This is a genomic window from Microbacterium sp. USTB-Y (genome assembly GCF_023703415.1).
In the GTDB taxonomy this organism is placed as follows: Bacteria; Actinomycetota; Actinomycetes; order Actinomycetales; family Microbacteriaceae; genus Microbacterium.
The window spans coordinates 390,721-407,718 of sequence record NZ_JAGMTU010000003.1 but is presented as its reverse complement, the minus strand read 5'-3'; the positions used below and the strand labels follow the sequence as shown (position 1 = coordinate 407,718).

At 70.9% G+C, this 16,998-nt stretch carries 19 protein-coding genes; 14 read left to right on the top strand and 5 right to left on the bottom strand.

The features are described 5' to 3' along the window. Window positions 1-9: 9 nt before the first annotated feature. Window positions 10-696 (bottom strand): DUF899 family protein, encoded by a 687-nt coding sequence (locus J8G10_RS09135; RefSeq protein ID WP_251443460.1) that lies wholly within the window; start codon window positions 694-696, stop codon window positions 10-12. A 118-nt stretch (window positions 697-814) separates the two neighbouring features. Here J8G10_RS09135 and J8G10_RS09130 point away from each other — a divergent pair, with 118 nt between their 5' ends. The 10 genes from J8G10_RS09130 to rpsN all read left to right on the top strand — a co-directional run bounded on the left by J8G10_RS09130 (window position 815) and on the right by rpsN (window position 9,086). Further along, a complete protein-coding gene (locus tag J8G10_RS09130; protein ID WP_251443457.1) occupies window positions 815-1,396 on the top strand; it encodes a TetR/AcrR family transcriptional regulator in 582 nt (193 codons plus the stop codon). Window positions 1,397-1,675: 279 nt separating this feature from the next. Next, the gene (locus tag J8G10_RS09125) at window positions 1,676-2,989 is read left to right on the top strand and encodes a DivIVA domain-containing protein (RefSeq protein ID WP_251443454.1); all 1,314 of its coding nucleotides are present in this window, start codon (window positions 1,676-1,678) and stop codon (window positions 2,987-2,989) included. 225 nt (window positions 2,990-3,214) lie between these two features. After that, complete coding sequence (locus J8G10_RS09120; protein ID WP_251443451.1) at window positions 3,215-3,613, top strand: Fur family transcriptional regulator; 399 nt, start codon at window positions 3,215-3,217, stop codon at window positions 3,611-3,613. A 73-nt stretch (window positions 3,614-3,686) separates the two neighbouring features. Continuing rightward, on the top strand, window positions 3,687-4,694 hold the full coding sequence (locus tag J8G10_RS09115; RefSeq protein WP_285814213.1) for a permease: 1,008 nt from the start codon (window positions 3,687-3,689) through the stop codon (window positions 4,692-4,694). After that, on the top strand, window positions 4,687-5,574 hold the full coding sequence (locus tag J8G10_RS09110; protein ID WP_308220687.1) for a TIGR03943 family protein: 888 nt from the start codon (window positions 4,687-4,689) through the stop codon (window positions 5,572-5,574). The genes J8G10_RS09115 and J8G10_RS09110 overlap by 8 nt, the downstream gene beginning before the upstream one ends. After that, on the top strand, window positions 5,564-7,417 hold the full coding sequence (locus J8G10_RS09105) for a hypothetical protein (protein WP_251443448.1): 1,854 nt from the start codon (window positions 5,564-5,566) through the stop codon (window positions 7,415-7,417). Before J8G10_RS09110 ends, J8G10_RS09105 begins: the two co-directional genes overlap by 11 nt. Continuing rightward, window positions 7,417-8,229: a DNA-3-methyladenine glycosylase gene (locus J8G10_RS09100; RefSeq protein WP_251443445.1), complete on the top strand. Its 813-nt coding sequence runs from the start codon at window positions 7,417-7,419 to the stop codon at window positions 8,227-8,229. Before J8G10_RS09105 ends, J8G10_RS09100 begins: the two co-directional genes overlap by 1 nt. 141 nt (window positions 8,230-8,370) lie before the next feature. Further along, complete coding sequence (rpmB, locus tag J8G10_RS09095) at window positions 8,371-8,607, top strand: 50S ribosomal protein L28 (protein ID WP_045271470.1); 237 nt, start codon at window positions 8,371-8,373, stop codon at window positions 8,605-8,607. Further along, a complete protein-coding gene (gene rpmG / locus J8G10_RS09090) occupies window positions 8,607-8,777 on the top strand; it encodes a 50S ribosomal protein L33 (protein ID WP_045250846.1) in 171 nt (56 codons plus the stop codon). The genes rpmB and rpmG overlap by 1 nt, the downstream gene beginning before the upstream one ends. A 3-nt stretch (window positions 8,778-8,780) precedes the next feature. Further along, a complete protein-coding gene (rpsN, locus tag J8G10_RS09085) occupies window positions 8,781-9,086 on the top strand; it encodes a 30S ribosomal protein S14 (RefSeq protein WP_045250847.1) in 306 nt (101 codons plus the stop codon). Window positions 9,087-9,171: 85 nt separating this feature from the next. On the opposite strand, the gene J8G10_RS09080 is transcribed toward rpsN, so the two are convergent. Further along, window positions 9,172-10,014 carry an alpha/beta hydrolase gene (locus tag J8G10_RS09080; RefSeq protein WP_251443442.1) on the bottom strand — a complete coding sequence of 281 codons (843 nt, stop codon included), beginning with the start codon at window positions 10,012-10,014 and terminating at the stop codon, window positions 9,172-9,174. Window positions 10,015-10,151: 137 nt separating this feature from the next. Between J8G10_RS09080 and J8G10_RS09075 the strand changes: the two genes are divergently transcribed. The 3 genes from J8G10_RS09075 (at window position 10,152) to J8G10_RS09065 (ending at window position 13,684) form a co-directional block, all read left to right on the top strand. Continuing rightward, window positions 10,152-10,733 carry a TetR/AcrR family transcriptional regulator gene (locus J8G10_RS09075; protein WP_251443439.1) on the top strand — a complete coding sequence of 194 codons (582 nt, stop codon included), beginning with the start codon at window positions 10,152-10,154 and terminating at the stop codon, window positions 10,731-10,733. A gap of 355 nt (window positions 10,734-11,088) precedes the next feature. Beyond that, on the top strand, window positions 11,089-11,376 hold the full coding sequence (locus J8G10_RS09070; protein WP_045250850.1) for an HU family DNA-binding protein: 288 nt from the start codon (window positions 11,089-11,091) through the stop codon (window positions 11,374-11,376). 271 nt (window positions 11,377-11,647) lie between these two features. Next, entirely contained in the window at window positions 11,648-13,684 is a 2,037-nt protein-coding gene (locus J8G10_RS09065; protein WP_251444355.1) for a cytochrome c oxidase assembly protein, read from the top strand. 15 nt (window positions 13,685-13,699) lie between these two features. On the opposite strand, the gene J8G10_RS09060 is transcribed toward J8G10_RS09065, so the two are convergent. Next, entirely contained in the window at window positions 13,700-14,818 is a 1,119-nt protein-coding gene (locus J8G10_RS09060) for a hypothetical protein (protein WP_251443437.1), read from the bottom strand. A 130-nt stretch (window positions 14,819-14,948) separates the two neighbouring features. Here J8G10_RS09060 and J8G10_RS09055 point away from each other — a divergent pair, with 130 nt between their 5' ends. Further along, a complete protein-coding gene (locus J8G10_RS09055; RefSeq protein WP_251443433.1) occupies window positions 14,949-16,334 on the top strand; it encodes an ATP-dependent RecD-like DNA helicase in 1,386 nt (461 codons plus the stop codon). Between the two features lie 38 nt (window positions 16,335-16,372). Here J8G10_RS09055 and J8G10_RS09050 read toward each other — a convergent pair whose 3' ends face one another. Together J8G10_RS09050 and J8G10_RS09045 are read right to left on the bottom strand one after the other, a co-directional pair. Next, window positions 16,373-16,738, bottom strand: a complete 366-nt coding sequence (locus J8G10_RS09050) for a Fic family protein (RefSeq protein WP_251443431.1) — start codon at window positions 16,736-16,738, stop codon at window positions 16,373-16,375. Next, complete coding sequence (locus J8G10_RS09045) at window positions 16,735-16,941, bottom strand: ribbon-helix-helix domain-containing protein (protein WP_251443428.1); 207 nt, start codon at window positions 16,939-16,941, stop codon at window positions 16,735-16,737. The genes J8G10_RS09050 and J8G10_RS09045 overlap by 4 nt, the downstream gene beginning before the upstream one ends. Window positions 16,942-16,998 lie beyond the last annotated feature (57 nt).

Genomic DNA, 16,998 nt, shown 5'->3' with positions numbered 1-16,998 from the left:
CGCCCTCCGTCAGGCGACCGGATCGCCGTACTGCGCCGCGACGTCCTGGGAGCTCACCCAGCGCGAGTACGTCGGATCCTGCGGCCAGCCCTCCGGCACGTCCTGCCACTCCTCCTGCCGGCCGTAGGGGAGCACGTCGGAGACGGCGAACGCGACGCTGAAGCGCTCGGCGCCACGACCGTCGGTGTGCCAGGTGCGGTAGACGTCGTCGCCGTCGCGGAGGAACACGTTGAAGCCGAACCCCTCTCCGGGGCCGGCGTCCATGTCGGCGCCGAAGGAGGACTCGGACGAGGAGTACCACGTCAGCCGGTTCCCGACGCGCTTCTTGTACGCGAGGACCTCGTCCATCGGGCCGTTCGTCACGATCACGAGGCGTGCGTCCTGCGCCTCGATGTGCCCGGTGCGGGTCCATTGCGAGGTGAGGCCGGTGCACCCTCCGCACTGCCAGGACGCACCGTCGGTCCACATGTGGTGATAGGTGACGAGCTGGCTCTTCCCGTCGAACACGTCGGCGAGGCTCACCCGGCTGCCGTCCTCGGCGATCAGCGTGTAGGCGGGGAGCTTCACGGCCGGCAGGCGGCGGCGCGCGGCGGCGATCGCATCCTGTTCGCGGGTCGCGGCCTTCTCCCGTATTCGGAGTCTCGCGAGCTCCTCGCGCCAGGTCTGCTCGTCGACGACAGGGGGCAGAGCGGTCATGACATCCTCCGATGGTCTGCGGCGTGCTCTCGGGCGCCGATGTTCACGGCGTCCACATCTGCTATGTTCACACCGTACACATCAGGTGGCGACACCTCAAGGGGGCAGGAGCTATCCGATGGCCTATCACCACGGCGATCTCGCCACCGCCCTCGTCGAGGCGGCGGTCGCCCTGGGCCGCGAGGGCGGACCCGCCGCGATCACGATCCGCGAGGTCACCCGGCGCACAGGCGTGTCGCCGAACGCCGCCTACCGGCACTTCGCCGACCGGGCCGCGCTCGTGGGCGCCGCGGCCGCCGCGATCCAGGAGGGTCTCGCCGCCGCGATGACCGATTCCCCCGGGCTCTCGCCCGCCGAGCGCCTGCACCGGATCGGCACGGCCTACATCGCGTTCGCGCTAGACGAGCCGGGATGGTTCGCCGTGGTGTTCTTCGGCATCCGCCCGCCCGACTCCGCGACGATGGCGCAGTCCCCGGCGTTCCGGGCGCTGACCGCGGCACTCGACGACCTGGTCGACGCGGGGGCGCTGCCGCCGGCCGGTCGCGACGACGCCGCCTGGGCGTGCTGGGCAACGGTGCACGGCTTCGCCGAGCTGTGCCTGCGCGGACCGCTCGTCGGTGTGGACCGCGTGGAGCAGCGCCGTCGCGGGGAGGCGGCCGTCCGGGCCGTGATCGCCGGGATACAGGCGGCCGCCCGCTGAGGCCGGCCCTCTCCTGCCCGGCATCGGATCCCTGACCGTCGCGGTCCCCGGAGCGGATCACCGCATCACGCACGGGGAGGATCCCGACAGGGATCTCTCGTCATCCGTTCAGGGTCCGCCCCCTGTCGGCACCGGGGACCGCGGGTTAGGATCGTCAGGACTCGCGCGGATCACGGCCCCCGCACCCAGGGCGCTGGACGACGCGATTCCCCCTCCGCATCGATCCTCCCGGCATCCCCCCTGCCCGGGAGGGGGAGGGATGGACAGAAAGGCGATGCCGTGGCCGAGGCAACCGAGAACCGTGCATCCGAGGAGCAGGCGCCGCAGGGCGACTTCTTCGATCAGCTCCTGGAGACCCCGTCGAGCCAGCACGCCTTCACGATCGGCTTCCGCGGCTATGACAAGGCCGAGGTCGACGCCCACCTCACCGCCCTGACGGAAGAGCTGCGCCGCGCGACCGACTCGAGCGCCAAGACCGACGCCCACCTCCGCGGCGAGCTGGACAAGGCGTCCGAGAAGCACCGCCGCGAGCTCGAGAAGGCCACGGCGGCGCACGAGGAGCGCTCGGCGAAGCTCGAGGCCGACCTGGCCGCCGCGAACGCGAAGATCGCCGAGTCGGCTCAGCAGATCCAGTCGCTGAGCACGGCGCTCGCGGGATCCCAGGAGGACATCGACGAGGCGACCTCGCGCTCGCAGTTCGAGACCGTGCTGCGCGTGGCCGAGGAGCAGGCCAGCGTCCTCATCCAGAACGCCGCGGTGCAGGCCGAGCGCCTGCTCGAGGCGGCCCGCGACGAGGCCGCGGCCAAGCGCGCCGAGCTCGATGCCGACGTCGCGCGCATCACCGCGCAGGCCGAACGCGACGCCGACCAGGTGCGCCTGAAGATGGAGACCGAGTTCACCGCGCACACCGCGCAGGTCGAGCGCGAGGCCGCGCACGCCGCCGAGAAGGTGAACCACGCCGAGCAGGAGGCGCACTCCATTCGCACCGAGGCCGAGAAGGGCGCCGCGGCGCTGCGCGCCATGGTCACCCGCGAGACCACCGATCTGCGGGTCGCCGCCGAGCGCGAGGTGCGCGAGATGAACGCGCGCGTGCTCGAGATGGAGGAGTCCCTCACCCGCCGTCAGGACGACGCGCAGCAGGAGTTCCTGGTGCTGCACAACCAGGCCGTCGCCCATGCGGAGCGCATCACCGTCGACGCGAACGAGCAGGTCGCCGCCTCGCTCGCGCACGCCGAGCGGATCTCGGGCAAGGCCGACGACTACGAGCGGCTGATGCGGTCGCAGGCGAACGCGATCGAGGCCGAGGCGCAGGTGCGCGCCCGCGAGACGCTCGACCGCGCCCGCACCAAGTCGCAGAAGATCGTCGACATGGTCACCGCGCACACGGCGAACGTCGTGCGCGACGCCGACGACCGCGCCCGCCAGCTGCGCTGGCAGCAGCAGCAGCTCACCAGCTTCATGGCCGAGGTGCGCGAGCTCATCCGCCCCGACGGCGCGCTCGGCAGCGAGAGATCCGGATCCGCGGCCGCGGCTTCCGAGGACGTCGCCGCGGACGAGGCTACGGCGGCTCCCGCAGAGGGTGCCGACGCCTGACCACTCCGGTCCGGCCCCGTTTCGTCTCGGTCGCCTTCGTCGTCCTCGCTCAACGACCCCGTTCGTCTCGGTCGCCTTCGGCATCCTCGCTCGGCGACCCCGTTTCGTCTCGGTCGCCTTCGGCATCCTCGCTCGGCGACCCTGAGGACGGCAGCGGATCCGGCGTCCAGCCCCCGGAACGGCTGCTCCCAGCCGGGGGCCAGAACACCGCTCTAGACTCGACGCATGGCTCAGCGGAACACGTGGCAACGCGAGCGCGTGCGCGAGGAGCTCTCGGACGCGCGCGGATTCGTGAGCGCGCAGACCCTGCACGCCACTCTGCGCGAGGCGAACACCGGCATCGGACTGGCCACGGTCTACCGGGCGCTCGCCGGTCTCGCCGCCTCGGGCGACGCCGATTCGCTGCAGAGCCCCGAGGGTGAGGCGCTCTACCGGGCGTGCAGCAGCGAGGGCCACCACCATCATCTGATCTGCCGGTCCTGCGGGCTCACCGTCGAGATCGAGGCCACCGACGTCGAGCAGTGGGCGCAGCGCACCGCCGCCCTGCACGGCTTCCGTGATGCCGAGCACGTCGTCGACATCTTCGGACTGTGCGCGAGCTGCGCCAACGCCGCCCAGGAGTGATCCCCGCGTGACCCTGACGACCCCCGGCCGCCGCGCGACCGCCGCACGAGACGGGGCGGCGACCCCGCACGCCCTGCGCGCCGAACCGCCGCGGCTGACCGGGCGCACCGCTCTCATCGGCGCCGCGATCGGCGCGGTCGTGATCGGTGCGCTCATCGCGATCGACGCCCTCGCGCCGCACCTGTTCTCCGCACGGCTGCCGAACCGGCTGCAGGACGGACTGACGCTGTCGCTCAGCGTGCTCTTCGAGGCGCTGCCGTTCGTGATCCTGGGCGTGCTGCTGTCGATCGTCGTGCAGGTGTGGCTGCCCGCAGGGGTGATCGAGCGGGTGCTGCCGAAGCGCGGCTGGGCGCGGCGGGCGGTGCTGTCGCTGCTGGGCATGCTCATCCCGGTGTGCGAGTGCGGCAACGTGCCGTTCGCGCGCGGACTGATGATGCGGGGTCTCGGGCCGGCCGAGGCTCTGACCTTCCTCATCGCCGCGCCGATCGTCAACCCGATCGTCATCCTCACCACCCATGCGGCGTTCGGCTTCGACGGCGGCATCCTCGTGGCCCGCCTCGTCGGCGGTTACCTCGTCGCGAACCTCATCGGCTGGATCTACAGCCGGCATCCGGATCCCGATGCGCTGCTCACCGAGCGGTTCCGCGACACCTGCGAGGTCGTCGTGCACGAGCAGGGATCCGGGATCCGTCGCAGCCTCGCGCAATTCCTCATCGAGCTGCGGGCCGTGATGCCCGCACTGATCATCGGATCCGCCCTCGCCGGCGCCGTGCAGGTGCTGGTGCCGCGCGACGTGCTGCTCGCGATCGGATCCAACCCGCTGCTCTCGGTCGTCGCGATGATCGCGCTCGCCATCTCGGTGGCGATCTGCTCGAACGTCGACTCGTTCTTCGCGCTGTCCTTCGCCTCCACGTTCTCGCCCGGCGCGATCGTCGCGTTCCTGCTGGTGGGTCCGCTGGTCGACATCAAGATGATGGCGCTGCTGCGCACGACGTTCACCGCGCGCACCCTCGCTGGGATCGTCGGCATCGTGATCCTGTTCGGCTTCGCACTGGGGATCGGGGTGAACGTCTTTGCCTGACACGACGACCGCCACCCGCCGGCAGACGCATGCGCCCCGCGCCGTCGACGCTCACGACCACGCCGCAGAGGCCGCAGGGTCGCGCGCGCGGGCGCTGGGCACCCGCTGGCTCGGCGCCGGACTCGCCGCGGCGCTGGCCGTGGCCACGCTCGCCCTCGCGGCGACCGGCCGCCTCACCCTCTACATCAGCCCGGAGACGGTCTGGTTCGCCGTCGCCGCGGCGATCGTCACGCTCGTCGGAGCGGTCTGGTCGTGCGCGCTGCCCCTCGGCGCCGAGCAGGAGCACGGGCACGACCACGGCAGCCACGACCACGGCGGTCACGACCACGGTCACGCTCAGGATCACGCGCGACCGTCGGCACGCCGGGTCGTCGGCGCGGTCGCGGGTGCGACGGGAGGCGTGATCGCGACGGGCGTCGTCGCCGGCGCCCTGCTGCTGCCGCCCGCGTCGCTCTCGGTCGACATGGCGATGCAGCGCGCCCCGATGGGCAATGTGCTGTTCGCGGGCGCCGACGACGTGGCGCTCGGCGCCAACACCGACACCAGCACCTTCGGCATCGGCGGATGGGCGAGCGTGTTCGCGACCGGATCCCGGCCCGAGAAGTACGACGGCTCGTCGGTCACGCTCACCGGATTCCTCACGCCCAGCGGATCCGCGAAGGATCAGGCGCATCTGACGCGCATGGTCATCTCGCACTGCGTGCTCGACGCGCAGCCCGCCTCGGTGCCGGTGCAGATCACCGGCTGGCAGGGCCAGTACGCTGTGGGCGACTGGGTGCAGGTCAAGGGGACCGTCCGCGCGAGCGCCGACGGGAAGCTCTCGATCGTGCCGGCCAGCGTGTCGAAGATCCCGGAGCCGAAGGACCCCTATGAGCACTGACGACGCGGATCGTCCCCTCACCCGCGCCGAGCTGCGTGCCCGCCGCGAGGCCGAGGAGGCGGCCTCGGTCGCCCCTGCCTCCGCGGACTCGGATCCCGCGTCGGGCGAGGACGCCGAAGGCGACCGAGGCGAGACGTCGTCCTCTGCGGGCATGCCGCGTCCCGACGCGCCGTCGGCTCTCCCGACGACTTCGGAAGCGCCCGAGGCGCCCGCTTCGCTGGAACCGGTGCCGGCGGCTTCGGTCACCCCTGACGACACGCCGGTCATCGATCCCCGCGACATGCCCGCCTCGCCGGCGCCGCTGCCGGAACCCGCCCCTGCCGTGCCGCCCGTCCCCGTGCCGCCCGCTCCGGTCGACGCCTCCGCCGGCCCCGATCTCGGCCGCTCGGCTGACGATGCCGCGGGCGGCCCCGGACCGGATCCGCGTTTCGAGCCGCCGGCGTGGGAGCCCCATCCCACCCCCCAGCCGGTCAGGTCGCGCCGCCGATTCCCGCTGATCCTCGGCGCCGTGATCGGCGTGCTCGTGCTCGTCGTCGCCGGATTCGGCGTGATCACCCTGCTGCAGGGCCCGCGGGTCAGCAGCGTGAAGGTCGACGCGCAGGCCGCGATCGACGCCTCCGGGACCCGGATGATCATCACCGCCAGCCAGCCGCTCGCGAAGGTCGCGGCCTCGCAGGTGTCGGTCAGCCCCGCCACGCCGTTCACCGTCGACACCTCGGGGCGCAACGTCGGCGTGCGCTTCACGGTGCCGCTCGACGACGACACGAACTACACGGTGACGGTGAAGGATGCGACCGGCACGGACAAGCAGCGCCGCGGCACGCTGCAGGCCACCTTCCAGACGCCGAAGTCGACGATCTTCCTGCTGCAGCGCAATCCCGACGGCGACGACACGATCTTCCACACCGATCTCGGCGGCAAGAACGCCGTCCCGATCGTGCAGCACGAGAAGATCGACGACTTCCGTGCCACCGCCGACCACCTCGTGGTCGCCACCGAGAAGGACGGCATCTCGGCGCTGCTCGTGATGGACCGCCAGGGCAAGAACGAGCGGGAGCTGAAGCTCCCGGGACCCGGGTTCCTCTCCTCCCTGCAGGTGTCGGAGCGCGGCAACCTCGTCGGCTACACCTTCACCGACAAGGGCGTGAGCGCGACCAGCGGGCGGGCGAGCGTCCTCGTCACGCAGTCGCTCACCGGCGACGGCGAGCCGCGGATCGTGTCCCTCGCCGACAAGCAGCCGAGCGTGGGGCAGTGGGCGTTCGTGCCCGACTCCTCCTCGGCGCTGTTCATCGACTTCACCGGCGCCCTGTACGTCGAGGACCGCGCGGACGCGAAGGCCGCCCCGACCGCCCTCGGCGCCGCTCAGACGATCGAGGGCATCACCCGCGGCACCTACACCGCGATCGTCAGCCGCGGCGCCGATCTCATCGAGCTGAACCTGGCCGACGGATCCGAGAAGCCGCTCGCCGCCTCGACGCCCGACTTCGGCGTGCCAGGCACGATCGCTCCGTTCCCCGGAGGGACGCTGCGCCAGGTCGCCACCCGCGACGAGAGCGGTCTGCCGACCGGGCAGATCGTGACCCGCGTCGCCGACGACGGCAAGGCGACCAAGCTGTTCAGCGTGACCGGATCCGACGCGATCATGCAGGCCTGCCCGTCGCCGAGCGGCCAGTACAGCGCGATCGTGGTGGCTCCAAAGCTCGTGAACAACCCCTACGACCAGTCGCTGCTGCCGCTGCCGACCACGATGCAGACGCACATCGTCGACACGAGGACCGGCAAGGAGCTCGTGGTGCTCGCCGGCTTCGACCCGTCGTGGTGCGCCCAGGCGCCGCACCGGTGATGAGCGGCGCCGGTCAGCCGCCGGCCGGCGAGGGCCTGCGCCGGGCTCGTCGGGACGACCTGCTCGCGCTGCCGCTCGAGGTCGCGCCGCGGCTGCTGGGCGCACGGCTGCGCACGGTCGTCGGCGGCGCGGAGGTGATTCTGCGGATCACCGAGGTCGAGGCGTACCACGGCCAGGGCGTGGGCGACCGGCACGATCCCGGCTCGCATGCGCGCATGGGCCGCACCGCCCGCAACGCCACGATGTGGGGGGAGCCGGGGCACCTGTACGTGTATCTCAGCCACGGCATCCACTCCTGCGTGAACGTGGTCTGCGGCCCGGAGCGCGTCGCGGGCGGAATCCTGCTGCGCGCCGGCGAGGTCGAATCCGGCGTGGCCGTGGCGGCGATGCGCCGCTCTGCCGGAACACAACGCAGGAGAAACCCGGATCCGGCTCCCGGATCCGACGTCCTCACCGCGGATTCTCCTGCGTCATGGTCTGGATCGGCGCGAGACCTCGCCCGCGGACCGGGACGGTTCGGCCAGGCCTCCGGCCTGCGGCATCCGCAGCACGACGGCATCGATGCCGTCACGGGCGCCGAGCGGGCCGGCGCGCGCGCCGAGCTGTGGCTGGGCCGGCCACTCGCCGAGGTCGCGTCCGGGCCCCGGGTGGGGGTCGCGGGCGTCGCCGGTACCGACGCGTTCCCGTGGCGGTTCTGGATCCCGGGGGATCCAACGGTCTCGCCGTTCCGGTGGGGGAGGGGCGCGGCGGAGGCCCATCGCGCCGCCGAGGCGCTGCGGTCGACGACACGCCCGGGGTCGGATCCGTGCTAGAGTAGCTCTTTGTCTGCGCACACTCCTGTGCGCAGTTCGTATGCCTCCCTCCCTGCGGCCGGTCGATCGGCGAGGGGAGAGGTGTGCAGACAAGGGATCTTGGGTGGGGCCGTCCGGCCTCACGGTAGAGAAGGAGTCATCATGGCAGCAGTGTGCCAGGTGACCGGAGCAGTTCCCGGTTTCGGTCACAACATCTCGCACTCGCACCGTCGGACGAAGCGCCGCTTCGACCCGAACGTGCAGAAGAAGACCTATTTCGTTCCGTCGCTCGGTCGCAAGATCACGCTGAACGTGTCCGCCAAGGGCATCAAGGTGATCGACGCCCGGGGCATCGAGAAGGTTGTCGCGGACCTCCAGGCGAAGGGTGTGAAGCTCTAATGGCCAAGAAGGCACAGGACATCCGTCCGATCATCAAGCTGCGTTCGACCGCGGGCACGGGGTACACCTACGTGACCAAGAAGAACCGTCGCAACACCCCCGACCGCCTCGTGCTGAAGAAGTACGACCCGGTGGTTCGCAAGCACGTCGAATTCCGAGAGGAGCGTTGATCCATGGCTAAGAAGAGCAAGATCGCGCGCAACGAGCAGCGCAAGGTCGTCGTCGAGCGTTACGCCGAGCGTCGTGCCGAGCTGAAGAAGACCCTGGTCGACCCGAACGCGACCGACGAGGCCCGCGAGGCCGCCCGCGTCGGCCTGCAGAAGCTGCCGCGCAACGCGTCGCCCGCGCGCGTGCGTTCGCGCGACGCCATCGACGGCCGCCCCCGCGGTGTCCTCACGAAGTTCGGCATCTCGCGTGTCCGCTTCCGTGACATGGCGCACCGTGGCGAGCTGCCCGGCGTGACCAAGTCGAGCTGGTAAGTCTTACCGGCCCCTGAGTTCATCGGGGGACGCAAGGGGCGGGGATCTTCGGATCCCCGCCCCTTCTGCGTGCCCGGAGGCGTCGTCATTCCGCGGACGCCGCCGCGGACTGGGGGATCTGATGCGCGGTCGCCCACTCCAGGGTCTCGTCCGCGATCTGCTCCCAGCCGTCCTGGCTCACCAGCCGGTGGGTGCGGCCCGGGTACTCCCGGTACTCGACGACCGCGGGGCTGCCGCCGGAGCGGTACTTCTTCACGATGGCCCGGCCGATGGCCGGCGGCACGACGTGGTCGATCTCGCCGGTGATGACCAGCAGCGGGGCGCGGTCGATGCGGCTGTAGTCCACATGGGTGACACCGCCCTTCTCGTCGAGCACGGACGAGACGCCCTCGAAGAAGACGCGGTTGTACGAGTTGACCGCGTACTCCTGCCACAGCCGGTCGGATTCCGCGCGGGGCAGGTCGTTGCCGAACGTGAAGTGGAAGTGGCTCTTCGACAGGGGCTTCGCTCCGTTGCGCCCGAACGGGTTGGCGAGGATCGGGAAGCCCGTCCGCAGTGTCGACAGGGGCAGCGTGGTGATGCCGGCGGTCTGTCCCGGCGCGACGCCGACATAGGCGGCGCCGAGGCCGCGGTCGGCGAGCATCTGGGTGATGACGCCGCCGAACGAGTGCCCGATGATGATCGGCTTCCCGGGGAGGGTGCGGATGATGCCCTCGTAGTGGTCGACGATCTGCTTCAGTCCCACGCCCTTGAGGGCTTCGGGGTTCTCGCGGATGTCCTCCACGTCGCGGTCGTCGATGCCGGGCCAGCCGGGGACGATGACCTCGTGGCCGGCGTCACGGAAGCGCTGCGCCCAGGTGTCCCAGCTCTTGGGCGTCATCCACAGGCCGTGGATGAGGACGATCGGGGTCTTGGTCGAGGCGGTCATGTCGTGCTCCTTGGGTGAGGTGGTGCTCTGGTGTTCTGCCGGATCCGCGTCCGCGGTGCTGTCGTTCATAGTAGACTGAACGTTCTATCTACACCAGAGTATTCCCGTGTGGCACGATGAGAGGGGAAGGGACATCCATGACGACGACCACAGCGGCGGTCCGATCCGGGTCGGCGCGGCAGCGGCTGCTCGACGCGGCGACCGACCTCTTCTACCGCGAGGGCATCCACTCCGTCGGCGTGGACCGGATCATCGAGGAGGCGGGTGTCACGCGCGCCACGATGTACAAGCAGTTCGCGGGCAAGGAGGGGCTGGTCCTCGCCTACCTCCAGGGGGAGGACGAGGGGCTGCGCGGCCTGTTCGCGCAAGCGACGCAGGCCTCGGATGACCCCGATGTGCTGCTCGACCTCGTCGTCGACGGCATCGCGCTCGACATCCGCGAGCGTCACACGCGCGGCTGCCCGTTCATCAACGCCGCCGCGGAATATCCCGACGAGGGCCCGGTGCGCGACCTGATCGCCGCGCACCGCGAGTGGTTCCGGGAGACGCTGCGCCAGTTGGCGGAGGATGCCCGGCTCCGCGATCCCGAAGCCGTCGCGGCCTCTCTCGTGCTGCTGCGCGACGCCGCGCTCGTCGGCGGGTACCTGGACGGCCAGGACCGGGTCGCCCCGGCCTTCTCCCGCACCGCCCGGGATCTCATCGCCGCGCACCGCGCCTGACCTCCGCGGGCGACGGACGGACCCCTCGTCGCCCGCCCCGCATGCCGGTGGCAGCGCCGTCGCGAGCACGACGCAGGAGATTCGGGGCATCCATCGGCGATCTGCGCCGAACCCTGCGGGATCTCCTGCGTTGTGTTCAGAGGAGGGGGGCTGAGCTCGGTCGAGAGTGCCCACGCCTGTGACGGGAGTGACTGGTGAGGCGCGACACGCCGCCGCAAAACGTCAAAACCCGCGAAATGACGCGGAAATCCAGGGTTTGGTTGATACATTCAAGGCGGTCGTTCGACCAACGGGGGGCATCCGCCCATCCGGAACTCTGATACGAAGCGACGGGATCCCGTCGCTGGAGGATGAAATGGCTGACAAGTCCATCACCAAGACCGAGCTCGTCGCGAGCATCGCCAGCGCCACCGGCCAGAGCCAGGCTGCGGTCTCCGGCGTTCTCGACGCCCTGTTCGCCACGGTCTCGGACGCTGTTGCCAAGGGCAGCAAGGTCTCGATCCCGGGCTGGATCTCGTTCGAGCAGGTCGCGACCGCCGCTCGCACGGGCCGCAACCCGCAGACCGGCGCCGAGATCAAGATCCCGGCCGGCAAGCGCGTCAAGGTGACCGCCGGTTCCAAGCTCAAGGCTGCCGTCAAGTAATCCGGCTCCGCCTCGCAAGGCCGTCCCTTCGGGGGCGGCCTTCTGCGTGTCCGGACGGGTCGCGATCTCGGGGCGGGCCGATCCCGTCGGCGGAGTCACGGGGCGCGAACGGCGTGCGCCCGGGACGCCGGATCCGGACGGCCCGCACAGGAGACGCGCCTAGGCTGGAGGGGTGAATCGCCCCTCCACCGGGGTCCGCCCCCAGGCCGGGACGGGCGCCGACCGCACCGCCCTGCCCGCCGGATCCTCGACCCTGCGGATCGCGGGGCCTGTGATCCTCGTGGGCGCGGCGGTCCTCGCCGTTCTCGCCGGACTCGCCTTCGGCGGGGGTGCGGCGCCGAACCTCCTCCTCGACCCCGGTCCCGTGGTGCGCTGGGGGCTGCCGGTCGTCAAGGCGATCAGCAACCTGGGCGCGGCGGCGATGCTCGGTTCACTCGTGCTCGCCCTCTTCGCGCTGCGCAGCGGGGCGCGGAACTTCGAGATCGCGCTCGACACCGCCTCGATCGGCGCCGCGGTCTACACCGTCGCCAGCGCCGTCGCCGGTCTCTTCACCTTCCTGCAGACCCTCGGCGTCAAGCTCAGCGCCGGCCCCGAGTTCGGCGCGCAGCTGGGGCGGTTCCTGCTCGAGCTGCCCTTGGGGCAGGCGTGGCTGATGACTGTGCTCGCGGGCGCCGTGATCACGATCGCCGCGTTCGCGTTCCGAGGCTGGACCGCGACCCTGCTCACGGCGGTCCTCGCCGCCGCATCGTTCATCCCGCTCGCCACGCAGGGGCACGCCGGCGACCTCAGCGGTCACGACGCCGCCGTGAACTCGCTGCTGCTGCACACGGTCGGCGCGGCCGTCTGGATCGGCGGCCTCGTGCTGCTCATCGTGCTGCGCGGATCCCGCAGCGAGCTGAGCGACCCCGCGGTCGCCGCGCCCGCAGCCGACGCGCCCGCGGCCCAGACGCCGAAGCCGGGGAAGAAGGGCAAGGCGCCGCGGGGCGGCCTCACCTTCGCAGCGGTCGTGCGCCGCTACTCCTCGCTCGCCCTGGTCGCCTACATCGTGGTGGCGGTGTCCGGCGTCGCGCGATCGATCGTCGCGGTGGGCGACTGGGCGGGCATGCTCACGCCCTACGGCGGCCTCATCGTGGCGAAGGCGGTCGTGCTGATCCTGCTCGGCGCGCTCGGCGCCCGCTATCGCACGCGTCTCATCCCGAAGCTCGAGACGAACGGATCCGGCCCGTTCTGGACCCTGGTCCTGCTCGAGCTCGCGTTGATGGGCATCGCCTCCGGACTCGCCGCCGCGCTGTCGCGCACCCCGCCGCCGGCCGGCCTCGAGGCCCCGGCCGTGCGCACGCCGGCCGAGATCCTCACCGGAGCAGCCCTGCCGCCCGAGCTCACCCCCGTGCGCTGGCTGACGATGTGGAACCTCGATCTCATCTGGGCCGTCGCCGCGGCGCTCGGCGTCGCGCTGTACCTGCTGGGGGTGCGCCGGCTGCGCAAGCGCGGAGACGCCTGGCCCGTCCACCGCACGGTGTTCTGGATTCTCGGCATGGTGGCCCTCGTCTGGGTCACCGGCGGCGCGATCAACGCGTACCAGGAGTACCTGTTCAGCGTGCACATGCTCGGGCACATGATGCTGTCGATGGCGATCCCGCTGCTGCTCGTGTCCGGAGCCCCGGTCACCCTCGCGCTGCGCGCGATCGACAAGCGCGACGACGGCACGCGCGGCGGACGGGAATGGATCCTGTGGGCCGTGCACTCCCCGTTCTCGCGGGTGGTCACGAACCCGTTCGTGGCGGCCGCGATCTTCGTGCTCTCCCTGTGGGCGTTCTACTTCACCGATCTCGTGCGCTGGGCCATGACCGACCACATCGGGCATGAGTGGATGACCGCGCACTTCCTCATCTCCGGCTACCTCTTCGTGCTCAGCCTCATCGGGGTGGATCCGGTGCCGCGGCGGCTTCCCTACGCGGGGCGGCTCATCACGCTCATCGCCGTGATGGCTACGCACGCCTTCTTCGGCATGGCGATCATGATGCAGTCGGGGCTGATGGTCGCGGAATGGTTCGGGGCGATGGGACGCACCTGGGGCGCGACTCCGCTGCAGGACCAGTACGTCGGCGGCGGCGTCGCCTGGTCGGTGGGGGAGATCCCCACCCTGATCCTGGCGATCACGGTCGCCATCCAGTGGAGCCGCAGCGACGCTAAGGTGCAGAAGCGCCAGGACCGGGCGGCGGACCGCAGCGGCGACGCCGAACTGGCGGAGTACAACGCGCGGCTCGCTGCGCTGGCCGAGAAGGATCGCCGGTCCGCCACCCGGTGACGCGACCGAGGGGAGTCAGCCTTCGGATCCGGGCGGGTTGGCGGACTGCTCCGGCGAGGTGATGCTGATCGAGGCGGATCCGTCCGGCAGGAACCGGATCGTGCCGTCCACCTGGAACGGCACGTCCTCGTCGACGTGCGAGACGCTGCCGTCGTAGAGCGACTTCACGTCGAGCGTCACGTGCGCGGTGGCGGAGGTCGGAGGGATCCGCCAGCCGTCGGCGTCCGCCTCCAGCGCCACCACCGGATCGGCCACCATGCTCCAGACAGGGCCGGCGGTGACGCGGTTCGACACGGTGAGGCCGAACGGGCACCCCGTGGGCTGCAGCACGGTCTGGGTCGTGCACTGGTCGAGGAACTCGTTGACCCGCAGCTGCACGACCTTCACGAATCCGTCCGTGGGCTTCGCCTGCACGTCCAGGGGCACGTCGGCCAGCGGTTTGTCCGCCAGCACGCCCAGTCCTGGCGCCGTGGCGGTCGACGTCTTCACCGACACCGAGTACAGGCCGGGGGAGAAGACGAGCATCGGCACCGCGTCGCGCGCCGAGGAATCAGCGCCGTTCGCCGCGATCTGCCGGCGGTCGAGCTCGAAGCCGTTGACCGAGAACCGGTCGGACCCGCGCACGGTGAGCGAGATGACGGCGAGCGGGCTCTGGGCGAACCGCCACGACGGCGCGACGCCGATCCAGCCCTCCCGTGCGATCAGGAAGGTGCTGGTGCCGGCGTGGCCGCCGGCCTTGTACTGCACGGTGACAGCGGTCGATTCGCCCTGCGGATGCTCGTCGGTGACGACGACGTCGGTGAGGGACCCCAGCGCGGCCTGGCGCAGGAGGGCGTCCGATGCGGAGCGGAACGTGCTGCTGTCGAGATCGCCGTGCCCGATCGCGACGCCGGGCAGGCGCAGCGCGTCGGCGGCGCGCCCCTCCGAGAGCAGCGTGAGGTAGCGGGCGACGAACGCCGAGGGGCTGTAGAACTCCCGGTAGACGGTGAGCCCGCCGGCTGCGAGCGCTGCCACGAGCACGACGCCGACCACGGCGAGCAGTGTGAGGTCGGACCAGAGGGGGGCACGACGACGCGCCGTCCGCGCCCGGCGCGACCGCACGCCTGGCGCCAGCACCCCCGCCGACTGCACCATGTGCGCAAGTCTACGAAAGCCCTCCTGCGCGAACCCCGGGAGGCTCGCCCCGCATCGGTCGGCTTCTCCGGGAATGGGAGGCTGCGGGCGCCCGGTCCGACCGGCCCGCAGCGGGTAGACTCCGAGGACCGTGAGCACGCCGAACCTCTCCGCCGAACAGGAAGAACTGTTCCGGCTGATCGAGGACACCCGGGAGCACGTCTTCATCACGGGCCGTGCCGGCACCGGCAAGTCGACGCTGCTGCAGCACTTCGCCTACAACACGCAGAAGCAGATCGCCGTGTGCGCCCCGACCGGCGTGGCCGCGCTGAACGTCGAGGGGCAGACGATCCACTCGCTGTTCCGGCTGCCGATCGGCCTCATCGCCGACAGCGAGATCGACCAGTCGGACGCCACCCGCAAGATCCTCAACGCAATCGACACGCTCGTGATCGACGAGGTGTCGATGGTCAACGCGGATCTGATGGACGCGATCGACCGTTCGCTGCGCCAGGCCCGCGGCCGCCGCGCCGAGGCGTTCGGCGGGGTGCAGGTGGTGATGTTCGGGGATCCGTACCAGCTGGCGCCCGTGCCCCCGCGCGGCGACGAGCTGCGCTACATCCAGGACCACTACCGCTCGTTCTGGTTCTTCGACGCGAAGGTGTGGACCGGCGGCGAGGCCACCGACGGGCTGCTCGACATCGGCACGCACGGCGCGACGCTGCACGTGCGCGAGCTCGTGCACATCCACCGGCAGTCCGACGCCGGCTTCAAGGCGATGCTGAACGCCGTGCGCTACGGCCGGGTGACCGCGGAGATCGCCGGGGCCCTCAACGACGCGGGCGCACGGACGCCCCCGGATCCGGCCCCGGGCGAGATCCCGATCATCACGCTCGCGACACGCAACGACATCGTGAACGGCATCAACGCCCGCCATCTCGCCGCCCTCCCCGGCAAGGTGCAGAAGGCGCGGGCCGACATCTCCGGCGACTTCGGCCGGGGCGAGGCGAACTACCCGGCCGATCAGGAGCTGCAGCTCAAGGAGGGCGCGCAGGTGATGTTCCTGCGCAACGACATCTCGGCGATGCCGGAGCCGCCGCGCTGGGTGAACGGCACGATCGGGACGGTCGTGCGCATCCTCGGCGACGCCGTGCGCGTGGAGATCGACGGCGAGGAGGTCGACGTCGAGCCGGCCGTCTGGGAGCGGTACCGCTACATCTACAACCCCGGCACGAAGACTCTCTCCCGGGAGGTGGTCGCCGAGTTCACCCAGTTCCCGCTGCGGCTCGCCTGGGCGGTCACGATCCACAAGTCGCAGGGCAAGACCTACGATCGGGCGGTCGTGGATCTCGGATCCGGTGCGTTCGCCCCGGGGCAGACCTACGTCGCGCTGTCGCGGCTGACCTCGCTCGAGGGGCTGTATCTCTCCCGTCCGCTGCGCCCCCGCGACATCCGCGTCGACGAGGACGTGCGTCGCTTCATGCGCGCCGCCTGGGAGGCCCGTCAGGGCGACTCCACGCCGCAGGTCGGGTCCTAGTCGCGCACCCGGTGTGACCTCGCGGGGACGATCCCAGTTCAGCGACGCACGTGAGCCGCGAGGATCTCGGCGATCTCGGGGAGGCCGAGACGGCTTTGCGCCGTGTCGACCACGAGGTCGAACGCGGTATCGGTGTCCATGTCGATCCGGATGCCGTTGAGCTCGAGGAAGGTCAGCGTGAGGATCCACGAGAAGCGCTTGTTGCCGTCGTAGAGCGGAGGATTCTGAGCGAGGGACGACATCAGCGCGGCGGCCTTGACCTCGATCTCCGGGTACGCCTCGACGCCGAACATCGAGCTCGCGGGTCGCGCGAGGGCGGAGGACAGCAGCCCGATGTCGCGGATCTTCAGATCCAGCGCGTCGAGGATACCGGCGGCCTGAGGGAGCTCGACATATCGGATCACGCGTCCTCGAGTTTCGTGATCAGCTCGGCGTAGCGGTCCGCGACCCCGAGCGCGATCGACACGGCCTGGGTGGTCGTGACCTCTTCGCGCACGAACCTGTCGGCTGCCTCGATGAGCAGCGCGTGCTTGGAGGTGTGCCGCTGCGCGGCGAGTTCGCCCAGCTGCGCGTCCAGCTCCGCGGGCATCCTCACCGTCATCGCCATACCAGAATGGTATCACCGACACCGTCGCCCGTTCCGACCGCCTGTTCCGCCCGTGGA